Origin of the sequence: Stenotrophomonas capsici (genome assembly GCF_034961085.1) — a bacterium.
Lineage (GTDB): Bacteria > Pseudomonadota > Gammaproteobacteria > Xanthomonadales > Xanthomonadaceae > Stenotrophomonas > Stenotrophomonas capsici.
In genome coordinates this window covers 1-21,122 of the sequence record NZ_JAYFUH010000063.1, presented here as the reverse complement: position 1 = coordinate 21,122, position 21,122 = coordinate 1, and the positions used below count along the sequence as shown (strand labels likewise).

The following is a 21,122-nucleotide window of genomic DNA, read 5'->3' as shown; positions in this document are numbered from 1 at the left end:
GAAGTGTACGGGGGCGCCCGGGTGGCGGCTATGCTGGGCGCATGTCCGATCAACCTGCCCGGGTACTCGTCGTCGAAGACGAGGCCGCCATCGCCGATACCCTGTTGTATGCCCTGCGCAGCGAAGGCTACGCCGCCGAGCACTGCGCGTTGGGGCGGCAGGCCCTGGCCACGCTGCGTGCGGACGGGGCCGACGTGGTGGTGCTGGACGTGGGCCTGCCTGACCTGGGGGGCTTCGAGGTGTGCCGGGAGCTGCGTACCTTCAGCCAGGTACCGGTGATCTTCCTGACCGCGCGCAACGACGAGTTCGACCGCGTGCTGGGGCTGGAGCTGGGCGCCGACGACTACGTGACCAAGCCGTTCTCGCCGCGCGAACTGGTGGCGCGGGTGCGTGCGCGGCTGCGTCGCAGCGTGCCGGCGCCGTCCACGCCGGCCAGCGCGGGGTGGAAAGTCCACGGCGCCTTCGCCATCGACGGCGAGGGCCGGCGCATCCGTTACCGCGACACGCCGCTGGACCTGACCCGCTACGAGTACGCCCTGCTGGCGGCGCTGCTGGCCCGCCCGGGGTCCATCCTCAGCCGCAGCCAGCTGATGGAGCGCGGCTGGGACCATGCCAGCGACAGCGCCGACCGCACCATCGACACCCACGTCAAGACGCTGCGCGCCAAGCTGCGCGCGGCCGGAGCGCAGGACGACCCGATCCGCACCCACCGTGGCGTGGGCTACGCACTGGAAATCTAGATGCGGCTCGGCCTGAAACTGTTTCTGGGCTTCTTCCTGATCGTGGGCATCGCCGCGTTCTTCGTGATGCGCGTGTTCGTCAACGAGGTCAAGCCGGGGGTGCGCCAGGCGATGGAGTCCACGCTGGTGGACGCGGCCAACGTGCTGGCGGTGATCGCCGCGCCGGACCTGAAGGCCGGGCACATGGCCGACGGCGCGTTCGCCGCGCACATGGCCACCGCGCAACGGCGCGACCCGCGCGCGATGGTGTGGCGCTTCCCCAAGCGCAGCATCGATTACCGGGTGACCGTGACCGACGCCAGGGGCATCGTCATCTACGACTCGCTGGGGCAGGACGTGGGGCGCGACAATTCGCGCTGGAACGACGTCTACCTGACCTTGCGCGGTCAGTACGGCGCCCGCTCCAGTGCACGTACCCCGGGTGACGAGACCAGCACGGTGATGCACGTGGCCGCGCCGGTGTACGACCCGGCCGATGGCCGCACGCTGATCGGCGTGCTGACCCTGGCCCAGCCCAACGACACCTTCGATCCGTTCATCGCCGCCAGCCAGCGCGCCATCGTGGCGCGCGGCGCCTGGCTGATCGGGCTGTCGGCGCTGATCGGTCTGCTGATGACCTGGTGGCTGGCGCGCGGCATCGGCAGCCTGAGCCGTTATGCCAAGGCCGTCAGTGCCGGCGAGCCGGTGCCGCCGCCGCGGCGCCGCCATGACGAGATCGGCGACCTTGGGCTGGCGCTGGAAACCATGCGCCGCAAGCTCGAGGGCAAGGCCTACGTCGAGCAGTACGTGCAGTCGCTCACGCACGAGATGAAAAGCCCGCTGGCCGCCATCCGCGGGGCGGCCGAACTGCTGCAGGAACCCTTGCCCGAGGCCGAGCGCCAACGCTTCGCCGGCAACATCGTGCAGCAGGAGCGGCGCCTGACCGAGACCATCGACCAGCTGCTGCGGCTGGCCGAGGTGGAACAGCACGGTTGGTTGCAGCGGCGTACCGACGTGGACCTGGTCGCGCTGTGCCGCAGCCTGGCCGAGGACGCCGCGCCGCGGCTGCAGGCCGCGCAGCTGCAACTGGACAGCCACCTGCCCGAGCGCGCGCTGGTGCAGGGCGATGCGTTCCTGCTGCGGCAGGCACTGTCCAACCTGCTCGACAACGCCATTGCCTTCTCGCCGGCCGGTGGCCGCATCGAGCTGGCGCTGGAGCAGCAGGGGAGGGAGTGGCAGGTCCGCCTGCGTGATGCCGGCCCCGGGGTCCCGGACTACGCGCTGGAACGCGTGTTCGAGCGCTTCTATTCGCTGGCCCGGCCAGGCACCGGCCAGCGCAGTTCCGGGTTGGGGTTGCCGTTCGTGGCCGAAGTGGCGCGCCTGCATGGCGGCCAGGCCGGCCTGCGCAATGCGCCCGAAGGGGGCGCCGAGGCCCGCCTGCTGCTGCCGGCCGGCTGACTTCACACTCGCTTCAAGTTCGACACAAACCCTGCTCACCGGCAGCCCCGAAGCTGGCCCCGTTTCCACACGAGGACGGGACATGACTTCCCTCAAGCTGTTGTTGCGCTTCGCCATCGTCGGCGGCCTGGCGTTGTTGTTGTTGATTCCCCTGTTGCTGATCCGCGGCACCATCAACGAGCGCGAACGCTACCGCGACGAGGCGGTGGAGCGGGTGGCGCAGAGTTACGCCGGCGAGCAGACGCTGGTCGGCCCGGTACGGGTGCTGCCATGGACGCAGACGCGCGAGGTGGAAGTGGCCGTGGAAGGCAGCGCCCAGCGCAAGACCGAGCTGCGCACCGAGCAGGGCTATGACCTGCAGATGCCGGCACGGCTGGACGTGCAGGGCAAGCTGGAAACCGACGAGCGCCGCATCGGCCTGTTCAAGGTGCCGGTGTACCGCTGGCATGCCCAGCTCAGCGCCGAGTTCGCCGAATCCCGCTACAACGCGGTGCCGGGCCGGGTGTATGGGCGGCCCTATCTGGCACTGGGCCTGTCCGACGTGCGCGGCCTGGTCGGTACCCCGAACCTGCGCGTGGACGGCAAGTCGGTCACCCTGCAACCGGGCGCCGGCGTGATGCAGGACACCTCCAAGGGCCTGCACGCACCGTTGTCGGTGCTGGCGGACGCCAGCCAGGGCGTCCTGGCCGAAGGTGGCAAGGTGCAGCTGGAGTTCGTGCTCGGTGGCACGCGTTCGCTGTCGGTCGCGCCGATCGGCGACGACACCCGGGTGGCGTTGAACTCGCCGTGGCAGCATCCCCTGTTCGGCGGCAGCTTCCTGCCCAACGAGCGCAGCATCGACGGCAGCGGGTTCAAGGCCGAATGGGCGGTGTCCTCGCTGGCCTCGGCGGCGCAGACGCAGCTGGTCCGTGCCATCCGTGGCGAAGGTGGTAGCGTCGAGGCGTTGAACGTGGCGCTGGTGGACCCGGTGGACGTTTACACCCAGGCCGACCGCGCGACCAAGTACGGCATCCTGTTCGTGTTGCTGACCTTCGTCGGCTTTGCCCTGTTCGAGCTGATCAAGCAGCTGAAGATCCACCCGTTGCAGTACCTGCTGGTCGGCCTGGCGCTGGCGATCTTCTTCCTGCTGCTGGTCAGCCTTTCCGAGCACATTCCGTTCTGGCAGGCCTACCTGGTCTCCGCGGCGGCCTGTATCGGCCTGCAGGGCTTCTATCTCAGCGGCGTGCTGCGCAGCTGGAAGTACGCGCTGGTGTTCTCGACCATGCTGACCCTGCTGTACGGCGTGCTGTACCTGCTGCTGGCCTCGGAGACCAACTCGCTGCTGATGGGCTCGCTGCTGCTGTTCGGCATCCTGGCGGTGATCATGTGGATCACCCGCAAGATGGACTGGTACGAGCTGAGCAACCGCGCGCTGGGCAAGCCGGCCGCACCGCCGACCCTGCCGTGATCGAAACGGGGTGGCGCAGGCCACCCCGTTTCCCTGGGAGTGACCGCAATGAACCGCATGTCGATCCATCGTCGTGCGCAGCAGTTGCTGCCTGCCGAGATTGAAACCAGTGGGCTGCTGCAGTTCGGGATGTCGCCGGACCAGATGGCCGGTATCGTACTGGAGAGCATCTTTGGCGGTGATGCCGGCGGCATCGTGGTCCTGCGCCTTGCCAACCGCACCGCCGCTGCCATCCAACGGCAAGGGCTGGTGTTCTTCGCGCAGGCACGGCAGGCCCGCGCCGGTCTGCCGCGGCATGCACCGGCCCGCTATGGCCATTGGCGACAGGTGCGCGGAGGAGCTGGGCAGGGCGCCGCCGGCACCAGCCCGATGTATGCCGCCACCACCTTGGATGCGCAGTCGTGGCTGGCGGTGCTGCCGGTGGAACGCCTGGTGCTGTACGGGTGGATGCATTGAGTCGCAGCCGGTGATGTTCCAGGGTGCGTTGGATAAAGCCCCTCTCCCGCGTGCGGGAGAGGGGTTGGGGAAGGGGCCGCACCCGACGCCCGCCACGCACTAGAATTCCCGCATGGAATCGCCCCTCACCCTCGCCGCATTGCGCGGACCGGAACTGCTGCCCGTGCTGGATGACGTGGCCCGCCTGCGCATCGGCGTGTTCAATGACTGGCCCTACCTCTACCAGGGCAGCCTCGACTACGAGCGTGACTACCTGGCCGCCTATGCCGCTACGCCGGATGCGGTCTGCGTGGTTGCTCGCGATGGCGACGCGGTGGTGGGCGCGTCCACCGGCCTGCCGTTGCTCGATGACGGCGCGGCCTTCCGCAAGCCATTCGAGGAAGCGGGCCTTGACCCGGCGCAGGTGTTCTATTTCGGCGAGTCGGTGCTGTTGCCGTCGTACCGGGGACGCGGCATCGGCCATGCGTTCTTCGATGCGCGCGAGGCGCATGCCCGGGCGTTGCGGCGCTTTGCGATCACGGCCTTCTGCGCGGTGGACCGTGCGGCCGATGACCCGCGGCGCCCGCCCGGGCACCGCGACAACGATGTGTTCTGGCACAAGCGCGGCTATGCCCGGCAACCCGGGATGACCCTGCAGTTGCTGTGGCACGAGGTGGGGCAGGGCGAGGTGATGCATCCATTGACGTTCTGGACCCGCACGCTGGAGCCTGTCGCATGAAGATTGCCGTTGCCCGTTACCCGGTGGGCTCGCCCGCCGACTTCGATGCCTTCGCTGCACGCCAGCGCCAGGTGCTGGGCGAGGCGGCCGCCGCTGGTACGCGTATCGCGGTGTTGCCCGAATACCTGTCGCTGGAACTGGCGGCCACTTTCCGCCGGCATATCTTCAGCGACCTGCCAGCCTCGCTGGCGGCCATCCAGCAATACCGCCCGCAATGGCTTGCGCTGTTCTCGGCACTGGCCCGCGAGTTCGACCTGCACGTGGTGGCGGGCAGCTTCCTGCTCGATACCGGCAACGGGCGCTACCGCAACCGCTGCGACTGGTTGACCCCCGATGGCCAGCACCTGTGGCAGGACAAGCTGCAGCTGACCGGGTTCGAGAAGGGCACCGGCCTGATCGATCCGGGTGACGTATTGAAGGTGTTCGAGGTGGACGGCATCCGCGTCGGCGTGGCGATCTGCTACGACAGCGAATTCCCGTTGCCGGTACGGCGCCAGTACGAGGCCGGTGCCCGCTTGCTGGTCGTGCCGAGCTGCACCGATACCGCTGCCGGCGCGACCCGGGTGCGCATCGGTTGCCTGGCACGGGCATTGGAGAACCGCATGTTCGTGGCCCAGTCGGTGACCGCCGGTCTGGCCGAATGGAGCCCGGCGCTGGACGTGAACACCGGGCAGGCGGCGATCTACGCACCGATGGACGTGGGTTTTCCGGCCGATGGCGTGCTTGCGCAGACCGCCGAAGGGCAGCTATGGGCGCTGGCGGAGCTGGATTTCGCTGCCTTCGAGGCCCGCCGCGCGCAGGCCCAGGTGGCCAACGACCGCGACTGGCCAGGCCAGTTGCAGCCGGCACTGGCCCAGGCGGTGGTGACAAACGTGCCCTGAGACCGGCGGACCATGACCATTGGCCGGCTCGGTCAGTATGGAGGGCTGGCTAGACTCGGTGCTTTGTCGTCATTTGGCCGAAGGCCGGGGGATACACGGTGATCAAGCGCGGTTTGCTGGCGTTGTGCATGGGGTTGGCGGTGGGCGCTACGGCGCAGGCAGCCGAACAGGTGGACCTGGACATGGTGGGCAAGATCCGCCAGGAGGCCTTCCACCGCTCGCAGGTGATGGACACCTTCAGTCATCTGACCGAGAGCATTGGTCCGCGCCTGACCAACTCACCGGCGATGGCCGAGGCCAACCGCTGGACCCGCGGCAAGTTCAACGAATGGGGCCTGGTGAACGTGCACGACGAGGCGTTCGACGGCTTCGGCCGTGGCTGGGAGTTCTCCTCGGCCAGCGTGGAAATGTTGTCCGAACGCGTGCAGCCGCTGCATGCGCTGCCCAAGGCCTGGACCCCGGGCACCCACGGTCCGGTCGAGGGCGAGCTGATCCAGGTCGACATCAAGAAGCTGGCCGACCTGGAGAAATACAAGGGCAAGCTGCGCGGCAAGATCCTGCTGCTCGGCGAGGCGCGCGAGTACAAGCGCGGCACCGAGCCGGACTCGCACCGCCACGATGCGACCTCGCTGGAAGGCCTGCAGGAGTTCACCATTCCCAAGAGCGCAGCCGATGACCGTGCGAAGCGGATCAAGGAATACGGCGAGCGCCAGGAGCTGATCCGCGCCACCAATGCCTTCTTCGTCGAGGAAGGTGCGTTGGCGGCGATCAGCATCAGCGGCTGGGACAACGGCATCATCCGCGTGGCCGGTGGCGGCTCGCGCAAGGCCGGCGAGTCGGTGGGCATCCCGGAGCTGGCGATGATCGCCGAGCACTTCAATCCGCTGGTGCGTGCACTCAAGGACAATCAGGTCGTGCGCCTGCGGGTGAACGTGGATGCACGCTTCACCGATGAGGCCGACCAGCCGGGCCACAACACGCTGGCCGAGATCCGCGGCAGCAGCAAGGCCGACGAGATCGTGATGCTGGGCGCGCACATGGACTCCTGGCACACCGGCACCGGTGCGGCCGACAATGCCGCCGGCGTGGCGGTGATGATGGAGGCCATGCGCATCCTCAAGGCCGTGGGCGCCAAGCCCAAGCGCACCATCCGCGTGGCGCTGTGGAGCGGCGAGGAGCAGGGCCTGATCGGCTCGCAGGCCTACGTGGCCCAGCACTTCGCGCGTTACCCGGAGCCCACCGATCCGGCGCAGAAGGCGCTGCCGGCCTCGCTGCGCGAGCCGACTGGCGCGCTGCAGAAGCTGCGTGATTACGACAAGTTCCAGGTGTACTTCAACATGGACAACGGCTCGGGCCGCTTCCGCGGCATCTACGCGCAGGAGAACATGGCGGCCATGCCGATCTTCGAGCAGTGGCTGAAGCCGTTCAACGACGTGGGCGCGACGACGGTGGTGAGCCGCAACACCGGCAGCACCGACCACATCAGCTATGACCGGGTGGGCCTGCCGGGCTTCCAGTTCGTCCAGGATCGCTTGGATTACTTCAGCAACGTCCACCACAGCCACCTGGACACGTGGGACCACGCAGAGGCCGAGGACCTGAAGCAGGCGGCGGCGATCGTGGCCTCGTTCGTGTACAACGCGGCGATGCGCGAGGAGCGTTTCCCGCGCAAGCCGTTGCTGGAGCCGTGAGGCGGCTGGCGTTCATGGGGGAATGAGGAAGGGCCGCGATGCGGCCCTTCTTCGTTTCCGGGGCAGGACCGGCTGCCTGCTTTCTGGAGCAACGGCATGGCCAAAGCCAAAGCGCCCCTCCCCAACCCCCCCCTGCGCTGCGCGCAAGGGAGGGGGCAAAAGCAGAGCAAAGGCGAATCCAGAAGCAAGGCACGGCTCCTGCATTTGCGGTTGCCCCCTCCCTTGCGCGCAGCGCAGGGGAGGGTTGGGGAGGGGGCGCTTTTCGCCCTGAAGGCACAAGCGCCGCCCTTCAACATGCCCACGGCCTTTCTCCAGCGCATTTCACGAACCCCTGATGCTGCCGAGCCCCCGCGACCACCGGCCTCGCGCCCGAGGGCGCTCCTGCGGCGGGCACGGCAGGTTGAGGGGGGACGGGGTAAAATGGCCGGATTCCCACATCTGCGCCTGTCATGACCGTCCGCACCCGCTTTGCCCCCAGTCCCACCGGCTACCTGCACATTGGTGGCGCCCGCACCGCGCTGTACTGCTGGCTGGAGGCCCGCCACCGCGGCGGCGAGTTCGTGCTGCGCATCGAGGATACCGACCGGGAACGCAGCACCCAGGCGGCCATCGACGCCATCCTGGAGGCCATGGACTGGCTGGGCCTGGACTACAACGAGGGCCCGATCTACCAGACCGACCGGGTCGCCCGTTACAAGGAAGTGGCCGAGCAACTGATCGCCTCGGGCAAGGCCTACTACGCCTACGAGACCAAGGAAGCGCTGGACGCGATGCGCGAGGCGGCCATGGCCAAGCAGGAGAAGCCACGCTACAACGGCGCCGCGCGCGAGCTGAACCTGCCGTTCAAGGATGACCCGAACCGTGTCATCCGCTTCAAGAACCCGCTCGATGGCAGCGTGGTGTTCGACGACCTGATCAAGGGCCGCATCGAGATCGCCAACAGCGAGCTCGACGACATGGTCATCTTCCGCCCGGACGGCTACCCGACCTACAACTTCGCCGTGGTCGTGGACGACTGGGACATGAACATCACCGAGGTCATCCGCGGTGACGACCACATCAACAACACCCCGCGCCAGATCAACCTGTACGAGGCCATCGGTGCCCCGGTACCGAAGTTCGGCCACATGCCGATGATCCTGGACGAGCAGGGCGCCAAGCTGTCCAAGCGCACCGGCGCAGCCGACGTGATGCAGTACAAGGACGCCGGCTACCTGCCTGACGCGCTGCTCAGCTACCTGGCCCGCCTGGGCTGGTCGCACGGCGACCAGGAGCTGTTCAGCCGCCAGGAGCTGATCGACCTGTTCGACGTGACCAACTGCAATTCCAAGGCCTCGCGCCTGGACATGGCCAAGCTGGGTTGGGTCAACCAGCACTTCCTCAAGACCGAGGAGCCGGCTTCGATCGTGCCGCACCTGGTTTACCAGCTGGAGAAGCTGGGCTTGGACGTGAACGCCGGCCCGGCCCCGGTGGACGTGGTCATCGCGCTGCGTGAGCGCGTGCAGACCCTGAAGGAAATGGCCGAGAAGGCCGTGGTCTGGTACACCCCGCTGACCGAATACGACGAAGCCGCCGTGGCCAAGCACTTCAAGCCCGGCGCCGATGCACCGCTGGCCAAGGCCCGCGAGCTGTTGGCGGCGCTGCCGGAGTGGACCGCCGAAGCGGTCGGGGTGGCCCTGCACGACACCGCCGCGGCGCTGGAAATCGGCATGGGCAAGGTCGCCCAGCCGCTGCGCGTGGCCATCACCGGCACCCAGGTGAGCCCCGACATTTCCCATACCGTGTACCTGGCCGGCCACGATGAAGCCTTGAAACGCATCGACGCCGCACTCATCAAGGTTCCCAAGGCCTGATTCCCACGAGGTAGACATGACCGAATCGCACTCCTGTACTGCGCCGCACCACCACGTTGACGACGCGGCGGGCTTCATCGCGGTGGTCGAGCGGGTGTGCCGTGAGCGCGGGCTGCGGCTGACGCCGATCCGCGCCAACGTGCTGCGCCTGATCGCCGAGGCGGGCAAGCCGGTCAAGGCCTACGAACTGCTGGAATGGGTGCGTGAAGGCAAGGGCGTCGGTGCCGATGCCCCGCCCACGGTGTACCGCGCGCTGGATTTCCTGATGGCCAACGGCTTCGTGCACAAGCTGTCGTCGGTGAACTCGTTCGTGGCCTGCCACCACCCCAGCAGCAATCAGCACTCGGTGCCGTTCCTGATCTGCGACCGCTGCCACAGCGCGGTGGAGCTGGAGGACCGCGACATCGTCCGCCAGCTCGAGGCCCGCGCCAAGGAGCTGGGCTTCAAGCCGCAGGCGCAGACGCTGGAAGTGCATGGCCTGTGCGCGAACTGCGCGGGGTGAATGAGGGCGTGCAGCAGCACTGGAAAGGCCGCGCATTGCGCGGCCTTTTCTTTTGGGCGCGGTCTGTTTCGCTGACGGGAAGCGGCCTCGGCCGCGAAGCGGGAGACGCGTCGGCATGCTCGCGTGCAACTACCGGGAGCGCACCGCCTCATAGACGACCTGCCCATCCTTGATGGTCTGCAGCACGGTGATGGTATGCAGGTCGCGGTGGGCGATGGTCAGCGGGTTGCCGGACAGCACCACCAGGTCGGCGCGCTTGCCGACTTCGATCGAGCCCTTGCTGGCCTGTTCGCCGTACTGCTCGGCGGCCCACAGGGTCAGCGACTTCAATGCCTGCTCCGGCGTCACCCGCTGCCCCGGCCCCAGTACGTAGCCGCTGCGGGTGGTGCGATTGACGGTGGCGTCCAATACCCGCATCGCGTCCGGGAACACCACCGGCGCGTCATGGTGCGAGGTGAACTTCATGCCGGCATCCAGCACCCAGCGCGTGGGCGAGATGTTCTCCGCGCGTTCCGGGCCCAGTACCGAATTGCGGTGCCAGTCGCCCCAGTAGTAGGTGTGCATCGGAAACAGCGACGGGAAGATGCCCAGCCGCTGGATCTCGCCGACCTGGTCCTTGCGCAGGGTCTGGCCGTGGATCAGCACCGGCAGCAGGTGGCGCTCCGGATAGGCGGCTTCGGCGGCGGCCACGGCGTGGATGAGCTGGTCGATGGCGGCATCGCCGTTGGCATGGGCCAGTACCTGCCAGCCGTGCTGCCAGGCCTTGCCGATCAATTCATCGACCTGCGCGTCGGGATAGGCGGGGTAGCCGGCGTAGTCGGGCTTTTCGCCCTCGGGAACCTGGTAGTAGGGCCGGCTCAACCAGGCGGTCTTGCCCTGCGGCGAGCCGTCCAGGCTGATCTTCACCCCGCCGATGCGGAAGTGGTCGGTATAGGTCGGCGCGTAGTAGGGGCCCTGCATGGCCGGGCTTTCCAGGGCGACGTGGATGTCCGGGTAGGCGACCACGTCGATCTTCAGCTTCCCGGCCTTGCCCGCCATCGGCAGCATCGCCAGCGTGCCCGCGTCGGTCTTGCCGTCCTGCGCGGTGGTGTAGCCGTACTTCATGTACAGCGCCTGGCCGGCTTCGAGCATCGCCATGGCCTGGTCCATGCTCAAGGCGGGCATCAGCTTGGCCAGCGCGAGGTTGTGCGCGCTTTCTTCCAGCACGCCATCGGGAACCTGGCTGCCCGGCTCACGGCGGATCACGCCGCCTTCCGGGTTGGGCGTGTCTGCGGTGATGCCGGCCAACTCCAGCGCCTTGCTGTTGTAGGCCCCCAGGTGCCCGGACTGGTGCATCAGGATCACCGGGATGTCGGTGGCGATGGCGTCGAGTTCGGTGCGGGTGGGGTGGCGCTTTTCCGCCAGTTGCGAGTCGTCGTAGCCGAAGCCGATCAGCACCTTGTAGCCGCCGGGGATCGTGGCCTGCGCGCGGAAGTCACGCATGATCTTCTGCAGCGCGGGGATTGAATTGCCTTCGCCGTCCGGTGCCGGCAGCAGGTTGGCCGACAACGCCTGCAGGCCCACGCCGGAAACGTGCCCGTGCGCATCGATGAAGCCCGGCGTCAGTGCGTGGCCCAGCAGGTCGACCTGCGTGGCGGCGGGGCTGAATCGGAGCGCGGCACGGCGCGTGCCAACGAAGGCGATATGGCCATCACGGACAACGATCGCTTCGGCCGAGGGCCGCTGGTCGTCCAGCGTGATGATCGGGCCGCCGCTGTAGAGCGTGTCGGCAGCCAGGCAAGGGGCCGCCAGCATGCCGAGCATCGAAAAGGCCAGAGGGATGCGCATCATGGTTCTTCCAGCATCAAGGCGAGTCACAGCCTAACGCATGGAAGCAACGCGCCGTGCAGGAGTGGCCTTGGCCTCTCCTACCGGGGGCGGGCTGCGGTATCGACTTCCACCACCACCGACATGCCCGGGCGCAGGCGCTTGGCCAGCGGCTGGCCGGGATCGATGGCGATGCGGATCGGCAGGCGCTGGACTACCTTGGTGAAGTTGCCGCTGGCGTTGTCCGGCTTGAGCACCGAGAACTCCGAGCCGGTCGCCGGTGCGATCTGCTCGATGTGGCCGGTGAGCGTCTGGCCCTGGAACGCATCGACACTGAAGGTGGCCGGCTGGCCGATCGCCATGTTCCAGGTCTGCCCTTCCTTGAAGTTGGCCACCACCCACAAGGTGTCCGGGACCAGGAACAACAACTGGCTGCCGGCGCTGACGTACTGCCCCAGGCGCACCGTGGCCTCGGAGACCTGGCCATCGCGCGGTGCCTTGATGACGGTGTTGTCCAGGTCGATCTGGGCCAGCTGCAGGGCAGCCTCGGCATTGGCGACCTTGGCCTCCAGGCCGCGACGCGCCACCTGGGTGGAGGTGAGGTTCTCCTCGGCGATGCGGATCGCCGCCTGCGACTGCGCCACGCCCGCATTGGCCGACTGCACGCTGGCGCGCAGCTTGTCGCGGTCGCTGTTGGAGACCAGTTGCTGGGCGGCGAGCTGCTCGTAGCGCTTCAGTTCGGTCTGGCTCTGCTGTTGCTGGGCGCGGCCGGCGGACAGGTTGGCCTGCGCCGAAGCGATCTGCGCGCGGTTCTGGGCCTGGCTTTGGTCGGAATTGGCCAGCTGCGCCTGGGCGTCGGCCAAGGCGGCCTGTGCCTGTTCCACCTTCTGCCGGTAGATGCGGTCGTCGATGTGCAGCAGCGGCTGGCCCTGTTTGACGAAGTCGAAGTCCTTGACCAGTACCTCGGTGACGTAGCCGTTGACCTGGGGCGCCAGCACCGTGACCTGCCCGCGCACATAGGCGTTGTCGGTATGCACGTGGCTGCTGTTGAACGGCCACAGCTGCCATGCGCGCAGGATCAGGGCCAGGCCGAGCAGGGCGATGACGATCATCACCACCACCGCGGTGCGGCTGGGGGTGGCGTACTTGGAGACCGGTGCCGGCGTGGCGGCTTCGGCGGGTGGGGTGTGCTTGCTCATCGGTGCCTCAACGGGAGGACGGCGTGGCCCTGCCGGGCCGGATCGCCTGTTTGACGCGGGGGTTGCGCAATGTCACTTCCAGCAGCAGCCAGCTCAGGAAGCAGATGGCGACCCAGCCACTGAGCGCGAACACGTCGTTGAACGCGCGCACGTTGGCTTCGCGCCTGGCGGTGTTCGCCAGCGCGGTGCTGGCCTGCGCCCGCAGTTGTACCGGGTCGGTGATGAGGCGGGCGTAGGCCTGCTGCTGTTGCTGCAGGCGTTGCGCCACCTGTGGGTCGGCGGCGTCGAGCTGGCTGACCAGCGCGCTGGAGTAGACGTGTTCGCGATGCAACTGGTAGCTGCCGAGCAGGGCCGAGCCGGCCAGCCCGGCGAAGTTCTGGGTCAGCGACAGCACCACGACGAAGGACACGATGTGGTCCAACCCCCGTGCCATCGCCTGGCGGATGCCGATCAGCATCAACGGGCCCATGAACATGCCACTGCCCACCGCCGCCAGGAACTGGCTCAGCGCGAAGTCCATCGGCCGGTCCAGGCTGGTGCGGTGCTGGTCGAGGAAGGCGGCGCTGCCGAGCAGGATGATCGAGGCCAGCAACTGCGGGATCAGTGCTTTGGGGCCGAAGGTCAGCGCGCCGACCGCGATGCCGACCAGCACGCCGCACAGGATCACCGCGAACAACGGCGCCATCTGGTCCGGCCCCATGCCCAGCGTGCGCAGCATGTTGATCACGCCGTAGTTCTGCTCGTTGGTGAGGAAGCGGATCAGGAACGCACCGGCGATGAAACGCAGCATGGTCGGGCCCATCAGCCAGCGCACCTGCAGCAGCGGGTTGCGGCGCTGGTGTTCCAGGCACAACCCGGTGGTGATCAACACCACCGACGCGGCCAGTGCCCAGCCCAGCCAGGGCGTGTCGAACCACCAGCGCACGAAGCCCTGGTTGAGCACGATCACCAGCAGCGCCAGGCCGGGGGCGATCAGCGCGAAGGTCAGGAAGTCGGCCGGCTCGAACACCTTGATCTGGATGCCCGGCGGCAGCTTCAGCACCACGATGGCGGCGAACGAACACAGTGCCAACCCGGCTTCGAACAGGTACAGGTTCTGCCATTCGCCATGGTCGAGCAGGCCGGGCGAAAGCAGCCAGGCCAACGGCGTGGCCAGCATCGACAGGCTCATGCCGACCACCAGCATCTGCCCCACGTATTTGCGTGGCAGCGCCTGCAGCATGTACAGCGTGCCCAGCGTGGTGCAGGCCGCACCGGCGAAGCCGCTGCCGGCACGCACCAGCAAGGTGGTGGTGAGGTTGCCGACGAACAGGTGCAGCACCGCCAGCGCGGCGTACACGCCCAGGCCGATCTCGGCGAACAGGCGGATGCCGTATTCCTGGCGGAACTTGAATACCAGCAGGTTGGCGCTGACGTTGACCATCATGTACGCGGCCACCAGCCAGTTCGCCTCGGTGGCCTGCAGGCCCATCTGGCCGGTGATCCACGGCAGGTTGGCGGTGATCAGCGCGTTGCCCAGGCCGCCGGTGACGGCGACCAGTACCGCCACCGCCGCATAGGCGGCACGTCGGTGCGGCGGGTGCCATGGCATTGAGGCACCACCGGGCAAGGTGGGCTTCTCGTGGTCCTCCCAGTCCGGGATCGGCTTCAGGGGCGTGAGCGTGGTCATGGCGTGGTGGCCAGCCCGGGCAGCAGCAGTTCGAGTGCGCGCTTGGCCAGCACCGCACGTTCGTCGCGGTCACGGCCGCGCAGGGCGGCGCCGAGCATGCTGGAGATCAGCGAGATGTCGCGCAGCTGCATGTCCGCGCGGCACAAGCCGGCGGCCTTGGCGCGCTCCAGGGCGGGCTCCATCAGCGCCAGCACGTGCTGGCGGGCATCGCGCACCTGCGGATCATCCTGGTCCACCGCACGCCAGTAGTCGGCCAGCGCCGGCGACTGCACGATGCGCCCGGCCATGCCGGCCAGCAGTTCGAACAGGGCGTCGTCGCGCGCACCGAGTTCGGCGATATGCGCCTGGAGCTGGGCCACCGAGCGCTCCAGCATGGCGCAGATCAGCGCGGCGCGGTCCGGGAAGTTGCGGTACAGCGTGGCGCGGCCGACGCCGGCCCGCTCGACCACCAGGTCCAACGGGGCGGTGATGCCATGCTCGCCGAATACGGCGTCGGCAGCGTCCAACAGCAGGGCGCGACGAGCGGCAGCGTCGGAACGTAAGGAGGGCATGTCGATCATGATCCGGACAAAAATGTCCGATTTCAATCGACGCGATGTGAAACCCGCTGTCCCGGTTCTGGGCGATTCAGCTCGCGGCCAGCGCCGCCGGACGCGGGGCCTGCTCGCGGATCGGCAGGTTGACCAGCGCGGCCAGTGCCGCCAGCACCATGTCGCCGTACCACATCCAGCTGTAGTCGCCGCCATGCTCCAGCGCGACGCCGCCCAGCCAGGCGCCGAAGAAGCCGCCGATCTGGTGCGAGAGCAGGGTGAGACCGAACAGCGTGCCCATGTGGCGCGGCCCGAACAGCTTGCCGACCAGGCCCGCGGTAGGCGGCACCGTCGCCAGCCAGGTGAAGCCCAGCGCGGCGGAGAACAGGTAGAAGGTGGTGGGTGTCGGCGGTGACAGCAGGTAGACCATGATCAACACCGCACGGCTGAGGTACATCCAGAACAGCAGCCACTTCATGCGGAAGCGCTCGCCCAGCGCGCCGATGATCAGGCTGCCGGCGACGTTGAACAGGCCGATCAGCGCCAGCGAGATCGACGAGACGGTTGGCGACAGGCCGCATAGGGCGATCTCGCCGGGCAGGTGGGTGACCAGGAAGGCGATGTGCACGCCGCAGGTGAAGAACCCCAGGTGCAGGCACCAGTAGCTGCGGTCGCGCAGCGCCCGGCGCAGCTGCACGCCCAGCGCCTCACCGTCGGCGCCACCTTCCACCCGCGGTGCGCGCTGGCGCAGTGGCCAGGCCAGTGGCAGGGACACCAGCACGATGGCCGCCAGCGCGTACAGCGTGCGCACCCAGCCGAAGGCGGTGAGCAGCATCTGTACCAGCGGCGCGAACAGGAACTGGCCGAGCGAGCCGCCGGCGTTGATGATGCCGGCGGCCATCGAGCGCCGGGCAGGCGGGATGCGCCAGTTGCTGGCGCCGATCAGCACGGAGAAGCTGCCGGCACCGGCACCGGCGGCAAGCAGCAGGCCGAAGCTCAGGTTCAGGCCCCAGGCGGTCGGCATCCACGTGGCCAGCGCCAGGCCGGCAGCCAGCAGCAGGCCACCGCCGACCAGTACCGGCAGGGGGCCACGCTGGTCGGCCAGCGCGCCGAACACCGGCTGCACCGCGCCCCAGACGAGTTGCCCGATGGCCAGCGAGAAGCTGATCTGGGCGATGCCCAGGCCAGTGGAGACGTGGATCGGATCGATCAACAGGCCGCTGGTCTGGCGCACGCCCATGGTCACCATCAGCAGGGCCGAGGCGACCAGCAGGATGCCCCAGGGCGTGCGTTGCAGGGGCGTGGCGCTCATGCGCGGCTCTCCGGCTCGAGCGCGCGGGCGAGTGCCTCGAGCTGCTGGTTGAGCTGGGACGTGGCAGCGTTGCCGAAACGCGACTGGACTTCATCCTGCGCCTGCTGCCACAGCGGAAGCGCTTTGTGCAGGCGACGCATGCCGGCGGCGGTGGTGAGGACCTGGCGCTGGCGGGGATCGGCCTTGCCCGGTCGGGTCTGCACCAGTCCCGCCTCGATCAGCGGCTTGAGGTTGCGGGTGAGGGTGGTGCGGTCCATGCCCAGGGCGTCGGCCAGTTCCCCCAGCGGACGCGGGTCCCGCGCGCGGCGCAGGATCGAATAGGCGTTGAGGCTGAGCTCTGCGGCGGCCAGGTGCTGGTCGTAGAGCTGGCTCACCCGGCGCGCGGCACGGCGCAGCTGGAAGCAGGTGCAGGGGCGGGTGGCGTCCATCGCGGGATCCGGGGAATCGGTGGACGCGATTATAGGTGCATATGCACCTATACGGGGAGCGCGGTGGGATGGAACGCTGCGGTGCTGTGCTGGCCCTTGGATGGGAAGGTGGGGGGGAAGGCAGGTGCCGGGCATGCCCCGGCACCTGCCTGTCTGGGCTCAGAACCAGGCGCGGATGCCGAAGGCGACGCCACGGCCGGGCAACGGCGAGTAGTCACGCAGCAGCGAGGTGTGCGGGCGTGCTTCGCGGTTGGTCAGGTTGCTGCCATCCAGGAACACCTCGTAGCTGTTGCTGGCGTTGCGGTCCCAGCGGTAGGCGAAGTGTGCATCCACCAGCGTGTAGCCGGCACTGGGTTCCTCGTTCTGCGCGACATCCTTCTGGCTGCCGTAACGCACCGCCCCCACCGAGGCACGCCAGCCGTCGCGCGACCAGCGCAGGTCGGCGCCGAAGCGGGTCGGCGAGATGCGCGGCAGGTAGCCGCTGTTGGCCAGGTCCACGGTGTAGTTGTGGTTGTGGTCGCCGTGCGGGACGGCGATGTCGACCCGGCGGCTGCCGCTGCCATCCAGTTCGGCCTTCACGTAGTCGCCGAACAGGCGCAGGTCCCAGTCACCGCTGTCGCCTTCGAACATGTGCACGGTGGCCTCAGCCTCGGCGCCCTTGAAGGTGGCGTCCTGCTGGGTCCACTGGCGCACCGGCAGCGATTCGGTCACGCCGGTGTCGGCCAGGTAGATGAAGTCCTTGAACCTGGTCTGGTAGATCGATGCGGTGAAGTCCAGGCGGTCGGTGTGGGTGTGGATGCCCAGTTCCGCACGCTGCCCGCGCTCGGTCTTCAGGTTGGCATCGCCCAGTTCCAGCGAGCGGGTGGCGATGTGGGCACCGGCGGCATAGAGCTCTTCGTTGGTCGGCGCGCGCTCGGAGCTGTCCAGGCCGAAGCGCAGGTCCACCGCATCATTGAGCTTCCAGATGCCGGAGGCCGACAGATTGGTCGCGTCGAAGGTGCGTGGGCGATAGCCGTCGGCCGGGTCGAGCTTGACCTGGTCATGGCGGCCGCCCAGTTCCAGCTTGAACGGGCCGAACTGCTTTTCCTGCAGCACGAACAGGCCCAGGCTGCGGGTGCCGGTGTCCGGCACGAAGGCTTCCTCGCCCTTGGCGCCGAAGTCGCCGTTGCTGAACTGCAGGCCGAAGGCGCCGTCCCAGCCGGCGATGGGCTGCTGCACCGCTTCCAGCCGGCCTTCGATGCCGCGGTTGGTGAAGCGGGTGGACGGCGTGCCGGCTTCCAGCTCGGTGTGCTCGTAGTCGGTGTAACCGACGCGCAGGTTGATGTTCTTCAGGAACGCGGTCGGGTCGTAGATGCCGGCCTTGGTATCGAAGCGGTTCTGCACCATGTCGATGCGGACATCGTGCTCGCCGCCTTCTTCCTCGTGGTCGTGGTCATGGTCGTCGTGGTCATGACCATGGTCATCGTCGGCGTGCACGTGCGCGCCGTTGGGGATGCCGTAATTGGTGCGGTAGGTGCCGGCCGACACGCCGAAGTAGCCGCCTTCGCCCAGCCAGGTTGCGCCGACGCCACCGGCGCGGGTGCGGATGGAACTGTTGTCCAGGGTGCCGCGGCGCGGCGCGTCGGCTTCGTCGTGGTCGTGCCCGTCGTGTTCCTCCAGGCTATCGATGACGGCATAGCCCGGGATCCGGTAGTCGTCGCCGTTGCGGACCAGGCCGTCGACATGCAGCACCCAGTTGCCGTTCACGCCATCGAGCCGGAACATGCCGCTGCGCTCGTCATTGACCGAATTGCCGCGCAGTTCGGCGCGACCGCTGAGCGGGCGGTCCGGCAGTTCGCTGGCGATGCGGCCATCGACCACGTTCACCGCGCCACCGATCGCGCCGCTGCCGAACAGCAGCGTGGCCGGGCCCTTGAGCACCTCGATCTGGTCGGCCAGGAACGGTTCGATGCTGGTGGCGTGGTCGGCGCTGACGGTGGAGGCATCCATGTTGCCGACGCCGTTGGACAGCACCTGCACGCGCGGGCCTTCCTGGCCACGGATGATCGGGCGGCCCACGCCGGGGCCGAAGAAGGTGCTCTGCACGCCGGGCAGCTTGCCGACGGTATCGCCGAGCGTGCCGGACTTCTGCTCGTCCAGGCGTTCACCGGCCAGCACGTCGACCGGGCGCGCCAGCGAGTCGGCCGAACCCTGCAACGGCGATGCGGTGACCTTGACCGCCGACAACTCGGTCAGGTTGTGGCTTTGGGGGCCGGCGTCATTGTCGGCGGCGTAGGCGGCCGAAGGCAGCAGGCTGGCCAGGGCCAGGCTGAGCAGGTGGCGGCGGAGGGGGCGGAGGGGGCGTTGGGAGATAGGCATGGTGGCGATGTCTCTTTTGTTACTGTGTATCAACTGAGGGGCGTGGGAAACCCACGGCGATGGGGGAGGTGATCGAAGGCTTGGACTGGTGGGCTGACGATTATGTTATATTATTCCATAACGATTCGCCGACCCTGCTGAAAGTCATGCCCCTGCCTGCCGCGTTACGTCAGTACCTGGACCGCTTCGGAGCCACCGGTTCGCTGTTGTGCGCGGTGCATTGCGCGGTGTTGCCGGCCCTGCTGGCGATCGCGCCGTCGCTGGGGCTGTCGTTCTGGCTGAGCGACAGCGTCGAGCTGACCGTGGTGATCTTCGTCACCGTGCTGGGCCTGGCCAGCCTGTTATGGGGCTATTACCGGCACCGCGCGCTGCGCGCGCTGGCGGTGCTGGTCCCCGGGCTGGTGCTGCTGTGGGCCGGGCTGCTGCATGCCGAGCTGCATCATTCGCAGGTGCCGCATGCCATCGTGATGACGCTTGGCGGCGTCCTGGTGGCCTTGGCGCACCTGCTGAACCTGCGCTTGAACCATCACCACGTGCACGATGCCAGCTGCGCACATTGAATCACGCATGCTAGGCTCTCATCTCAGGCGCAGGTGAGCCGGTTGCGAGCCTGCCGAACCCGTCCCGGACGGGTTTTTTTGGATTTCATACTTGAAGGAGTTGACGACCATGGGTAAGGGTGACCGTAAGACCGCCAAGGGCAAGCGCTACAACGCCAGCTACGGCAATTCGCGCTCGCACGTGAACAAGGTGGCCGTGGGCGCAGCTGCGCCGGTCGCCAAGAAGACTGTCGCCAAGGCCCCGGCCAAGAAGGCCGTCGCCAAGAAGACGGTGGCCAAGGCCGGCTGATCCGGCCTGGCGTGGCAAGAAAAAAGCGGCGCTTGCGCCGCTTTTTTTGTGCCCGGGTTTCAGTGGGCGGGAGCGCGCAGCGCCTGTTGCAGTGCCTGCGGGTCGCCGTCATTGGGCTGCGCGGGAATACCGATCAGACGCGCCAGCAGCGGGTAGACGTCGACGTTGTCGAAAGCGGTGAGCTGTTTGCCCTGCGCGAATGCCGGGCCACGGGCGATGAAGACCGCCTGCATCGACGGCAGGGCCGGGTCATAGCCGTGCGAGCCGCGCATCCCGGGGGAGCGCTTGCTGCGCGAGGCCGGGGTCAACGCATCCCAGCCTTCGTCCATCTGGCAGACGATGGCCGGCACGCGCGGATTGCTGCCGTAATGCCAGCGGGTGGGCAGGTCGGCCTTGTTCCAGCATTCGTGGTGGGCGTGGCGGCCGAGCAGGGCCTGTTCCGCCGCCGCCTGCTGGCCCGGCAGCGGTGCAAAACCGACCGACTGGCCTTCGGAGACCACGCGCGCCACCTCCGGCGGCACCATCGTTTCGGTGGCCACGACGTGGTCGGCGGCCACGTTGGCCATGCCATGGTCGGAGACCACGATCAGGTTGGTGCGGTCGAGTTGTCCCTCGTGGGCCAGGCCGTCGATCAGCACGCCGATGGCGGCATCGACCTGGCGCAGCGCGGCGGCGTACTCGGGGGAGTCCGGGCCGTGTGCATGCCCGGCCTTGTCCACCTGCTCCATGTAGGCGCCGATGAAGCGCGGCTTCTGCACGCCGGGCGCGCCATGCAGCCAGGACAGCACCGTGCGCATGCGCTCGGGCAGCGCCACGCTTTCATCGTAGGGGTGGCGCAGGCTGGCCTGGATGCCGTGGATGGGGGCTTCGCTGCCGGGCCAGGACCAGGTCGCGCTGGTGTAGCCGGCCTTTTCGACGGAGACCCAGATCGGCTCGCCACCCTCCCACCAGGTCGCGTTGCGGACCGACTGCGAATCGCCCACGCGGAACTGGCCGAGCGCGTCGCTCCACATGCTGTTGTGGATCAGGCCGTGGTGATCCGGGCGCAGCCCGGTGACCAGGGTGTAGTGGTTGGGGAAGGTCAGCGACGGGTACGACGGGCGCATGCCCACCGAGCGCACGCCTTCGCGCGCCAGGCGCGACAGGTTGGGGCTGTTGCCGCTGTCGAGCATGTCCGCGCGCAGTCCGTCGATGGACAGCAGGATGACAGTGGCGGGCGGAGTGGAATCGGCCGGGGCGCGATGCG

At 68.1% G+C, this 21,122-nt stretch carries 19 protein-coding genes; 11 read left to right on the top strand and 8 right to left on the bottom strand.

Annotated elements, in window-relative coordinates; genetic code table 11:
• Window positions 1–41 precede the first annotated feature (41 nt).
• The 9 genes from creB to VA603_RS05030 all read left to right on the top strand — a co-directional run bounded on the left by creB (window position 42) and on the right by VA603_RS05030 (window position 9,725).
• The gene (gene creB, locus VA603_RS05070; protein ID WP_132864615.1) at window positions 42–740 is read left to right on the top strand and encodes a two-component system response regulator CreB; all 699 of its coding nucleotides are present in this window, start codon (window positions 42–44) and stop codon (window positions 738–740) included.
• A complete protein-coding gene (gene creC / locus VA603_RS05065) occupies window positions 741–2,177 on the top strand; it encodes a two-component system sensor histidine kinase CreC (protein WP_323438134.1) in 1,437 nt (478 codons plus the stop codon).
• An 82-nt stretch (window positions 2,178–2,259) separates the two neighbouring features.
• Complete coding sequence (gene creD, locus VA603_RS05060) at window positions 2,260–3,624, top strand: cell envelope integrity protein CreD (protein WP_132864613.1); 1,365 nt, start codon at window positions 2,260–2,262, stop codon at window positions 3,622–3,624.
• 57 nt (window positions 3,625–3,681) lie between these two features.
• A complete protein-coding gene (locus VA603_RS05055; RefSeq protein WP_323438133.1) occupies window positions 3,682–4,080 on the top strand; it encodes a hypothetical protein in 399 nt (132 codons plus the stop codon).
• Between the two features lie 112 nt (window positions 4,081–4,192).
• Complete coding sequence (locus VA603_RS05050) at window positions 4,193–4,798, top strand: GNAT family N-acetyltransferase (protein WP_132864611.1); 606 nt, start codon at window positions 4,193–4,195, stop codon at window positions 4,796–4,798.
• Window positions 4,795–5,679 (top strand): carbon-nitrogen hydrolase family protein, encoded by an 885-nt coding sequence (locus VA603_RS05045; protein ID WP_132864610.1) that lies wholly within the window; start codon window positions 4,795–4,797, stop codon window positions 5,677–5,679. Before VA603_RS05050 ends, VA603_RS05045 begins: the two co-directional genes overlap by 4 nt.
• Before the next feature lie 98 nt (window positions 5,680–5,777).
• Window positions 5,778–7,370, top strand: a complete 1,593-nt coding sequence (locus VA603_RS05040) for a M20/M25/M40 family metallo-hydrolase (RefSeq protein ID WP_323438132.1) — start codon at window positions 5,778–5,780, stop codon at window positions 7,368–7,370.
• Window positions 7,371–7,819: 449 nt separating this feature from the next.
• Entirely contained in the window at window positions 7,820–9,223 is a 1,404-nt protein-coding gene (gene gltX / locus VA603_RS05035) for a glutamate--tRNA ligase (protein ID WP_323438131.1), read from the top strand.
• A gap of 16 nt (window positions 9,224–9,239) precedes the next feature.
• Window positions 9,240–9,725 (top strand): Fur family transcriptional regulator, encoded by a 486-nt coding sequence (locus VA603_RS05030; protein WP_132864607.1) that lies wholly within the window; start codon window positions 9,240–9,242, stop codon window positions 9,723–9,725.
• Between the two features lie 129 nt (window positions 9,726–9,854).
• Here VA603_RS05030 and VA603_RS05025 read toward each other — a convergent pair whose 3' ends face one another.
• The 7 genes from VA603_RS05025 to VA603_RS04995 form a co-directional block, all read right to left on the bottom strand.
• Window positions 9,855–11,555 carry an amidohydrolase gene (locus VA603_RS05025; protein ID WP_323438130.1) on the bottom strand — a complete coding sequence of 567 codons (1,701 nt, stop codon included), beginning with the start codon at window positions 11,553–11,555 and terminating at the stop codon, window positions 9,855–9,857.
• 77 nt (window positions 11,556–11,632) lie between these two features.
• Window positions 11,633–12,730 (bottom strand): HlyD family secretion protein, encoded by a 1,098-nt coding sequence (locus VA603_RS05020; protein WP_323438129.1) that lies wholly within the window; start codon window positions 12,728–12,730, stop codon window positions 11,633–11,635.
• Between the two features lie 7 nt (window positions 12,731–12,737).
• Entirely contained in the window at window positions 12,738–14,399 is a 1,662-nt protein-coding gene (locus VA603_RS05015) for an MFS transporter (RefSeq protein WP_323438128.1), read from the bottom strand.
• Complete coding sequence (locus VA603_RS05010; RefSeq protein WP_323438127.1) at window positions 14,396–14,950, bottom strand: TetR/AcrR family transcriptional regulator; 555 nt, start codon at window positions 14,948–14,950, stop codon at window positions 14,396–14,398. The genes VA603_RS05015 and VA603_RS05010 overlap by 4 nt, the downstream gene beginning before the upstream one ends.
• Before the next feature lie 76 nt (window positions 14,951–15,026).
• Entirely contained in the window at window positions 15,027–16,241 is a 1,215-nt protein-coding gene (locus VA603_RS05005) for an MFS transporter (RefSeq protein ID WP_323438126.1), read from the bottom strand.
• Complete coding sequence (locus VA603_RS05000) at window positions 16,238–16,669, bottom strand: MarR family winged helix-turn-helix transcriptional regulator (protein ID WP_323438125.1); 432 nt, start codon at window positions 16,667–16,669, stop codon at window positions 16,238–16,240. Before VA603_RS05000 ends, VA603_RS05005 begins: the two co-directional genes overlap by 4 nt.
• A gap of 159 nt (window positions 16,670–16,828) precedes the next feature.
• Window positions 16,829–19,027 carry a TonB-dependent receptor gene (locus VA603_RS04995; protein WP_323438124.1) on the bottom strand — a complete coding sequence of 733 codons (2,199 nt, stop codon included), beginning with the start codon at window positions 19,025–19,027 and terminating at the stop codon, window positions 16,829–16,831.
• 146 nt (window positions 19,028–19,173) lie between these two features.
• Here VA603_RS04995 and VA603_RS04990 point away from each other — a divergent pair, with 146 nt between their 5' ends.
• Complete coding sequence (locus VA603_RS04990; protein ID WP_323438123.1) at window positions 19,174–19,587, top strand: MerC domain-containing protein; 414 nt, start codon at window positions 19,174–19,176, stop codon at window positions 19,585–19,587.
• A 109-nt stretch (window positions 19,588–19,696) separates the two neighbouring features.
• Complete coding sequence (locus VA603_RS04985; protein ID WP_132864598.1) at window positions 19,697–19,876, top strand: 30S ribosomal protein THX; 180 nt, start codon at window positions 19,697–19,699, stop codon at window positions 19,874–19,876.
• A 59-nt stretch (window positions 19,877–19,935) separates the two neighbouring features.
• On the opposite strand, the gene VA603_RS04980 is transcribed toward VA603_RS04985, so the two are convergent.
• On the bottom strand, window positions 19,936–21,122 hold a 1,187-nt coding region (locus VA603_RS04980), incomplete at its 5' end, for an alkaline phosphatase family protein (protein ID WP_323438122.1).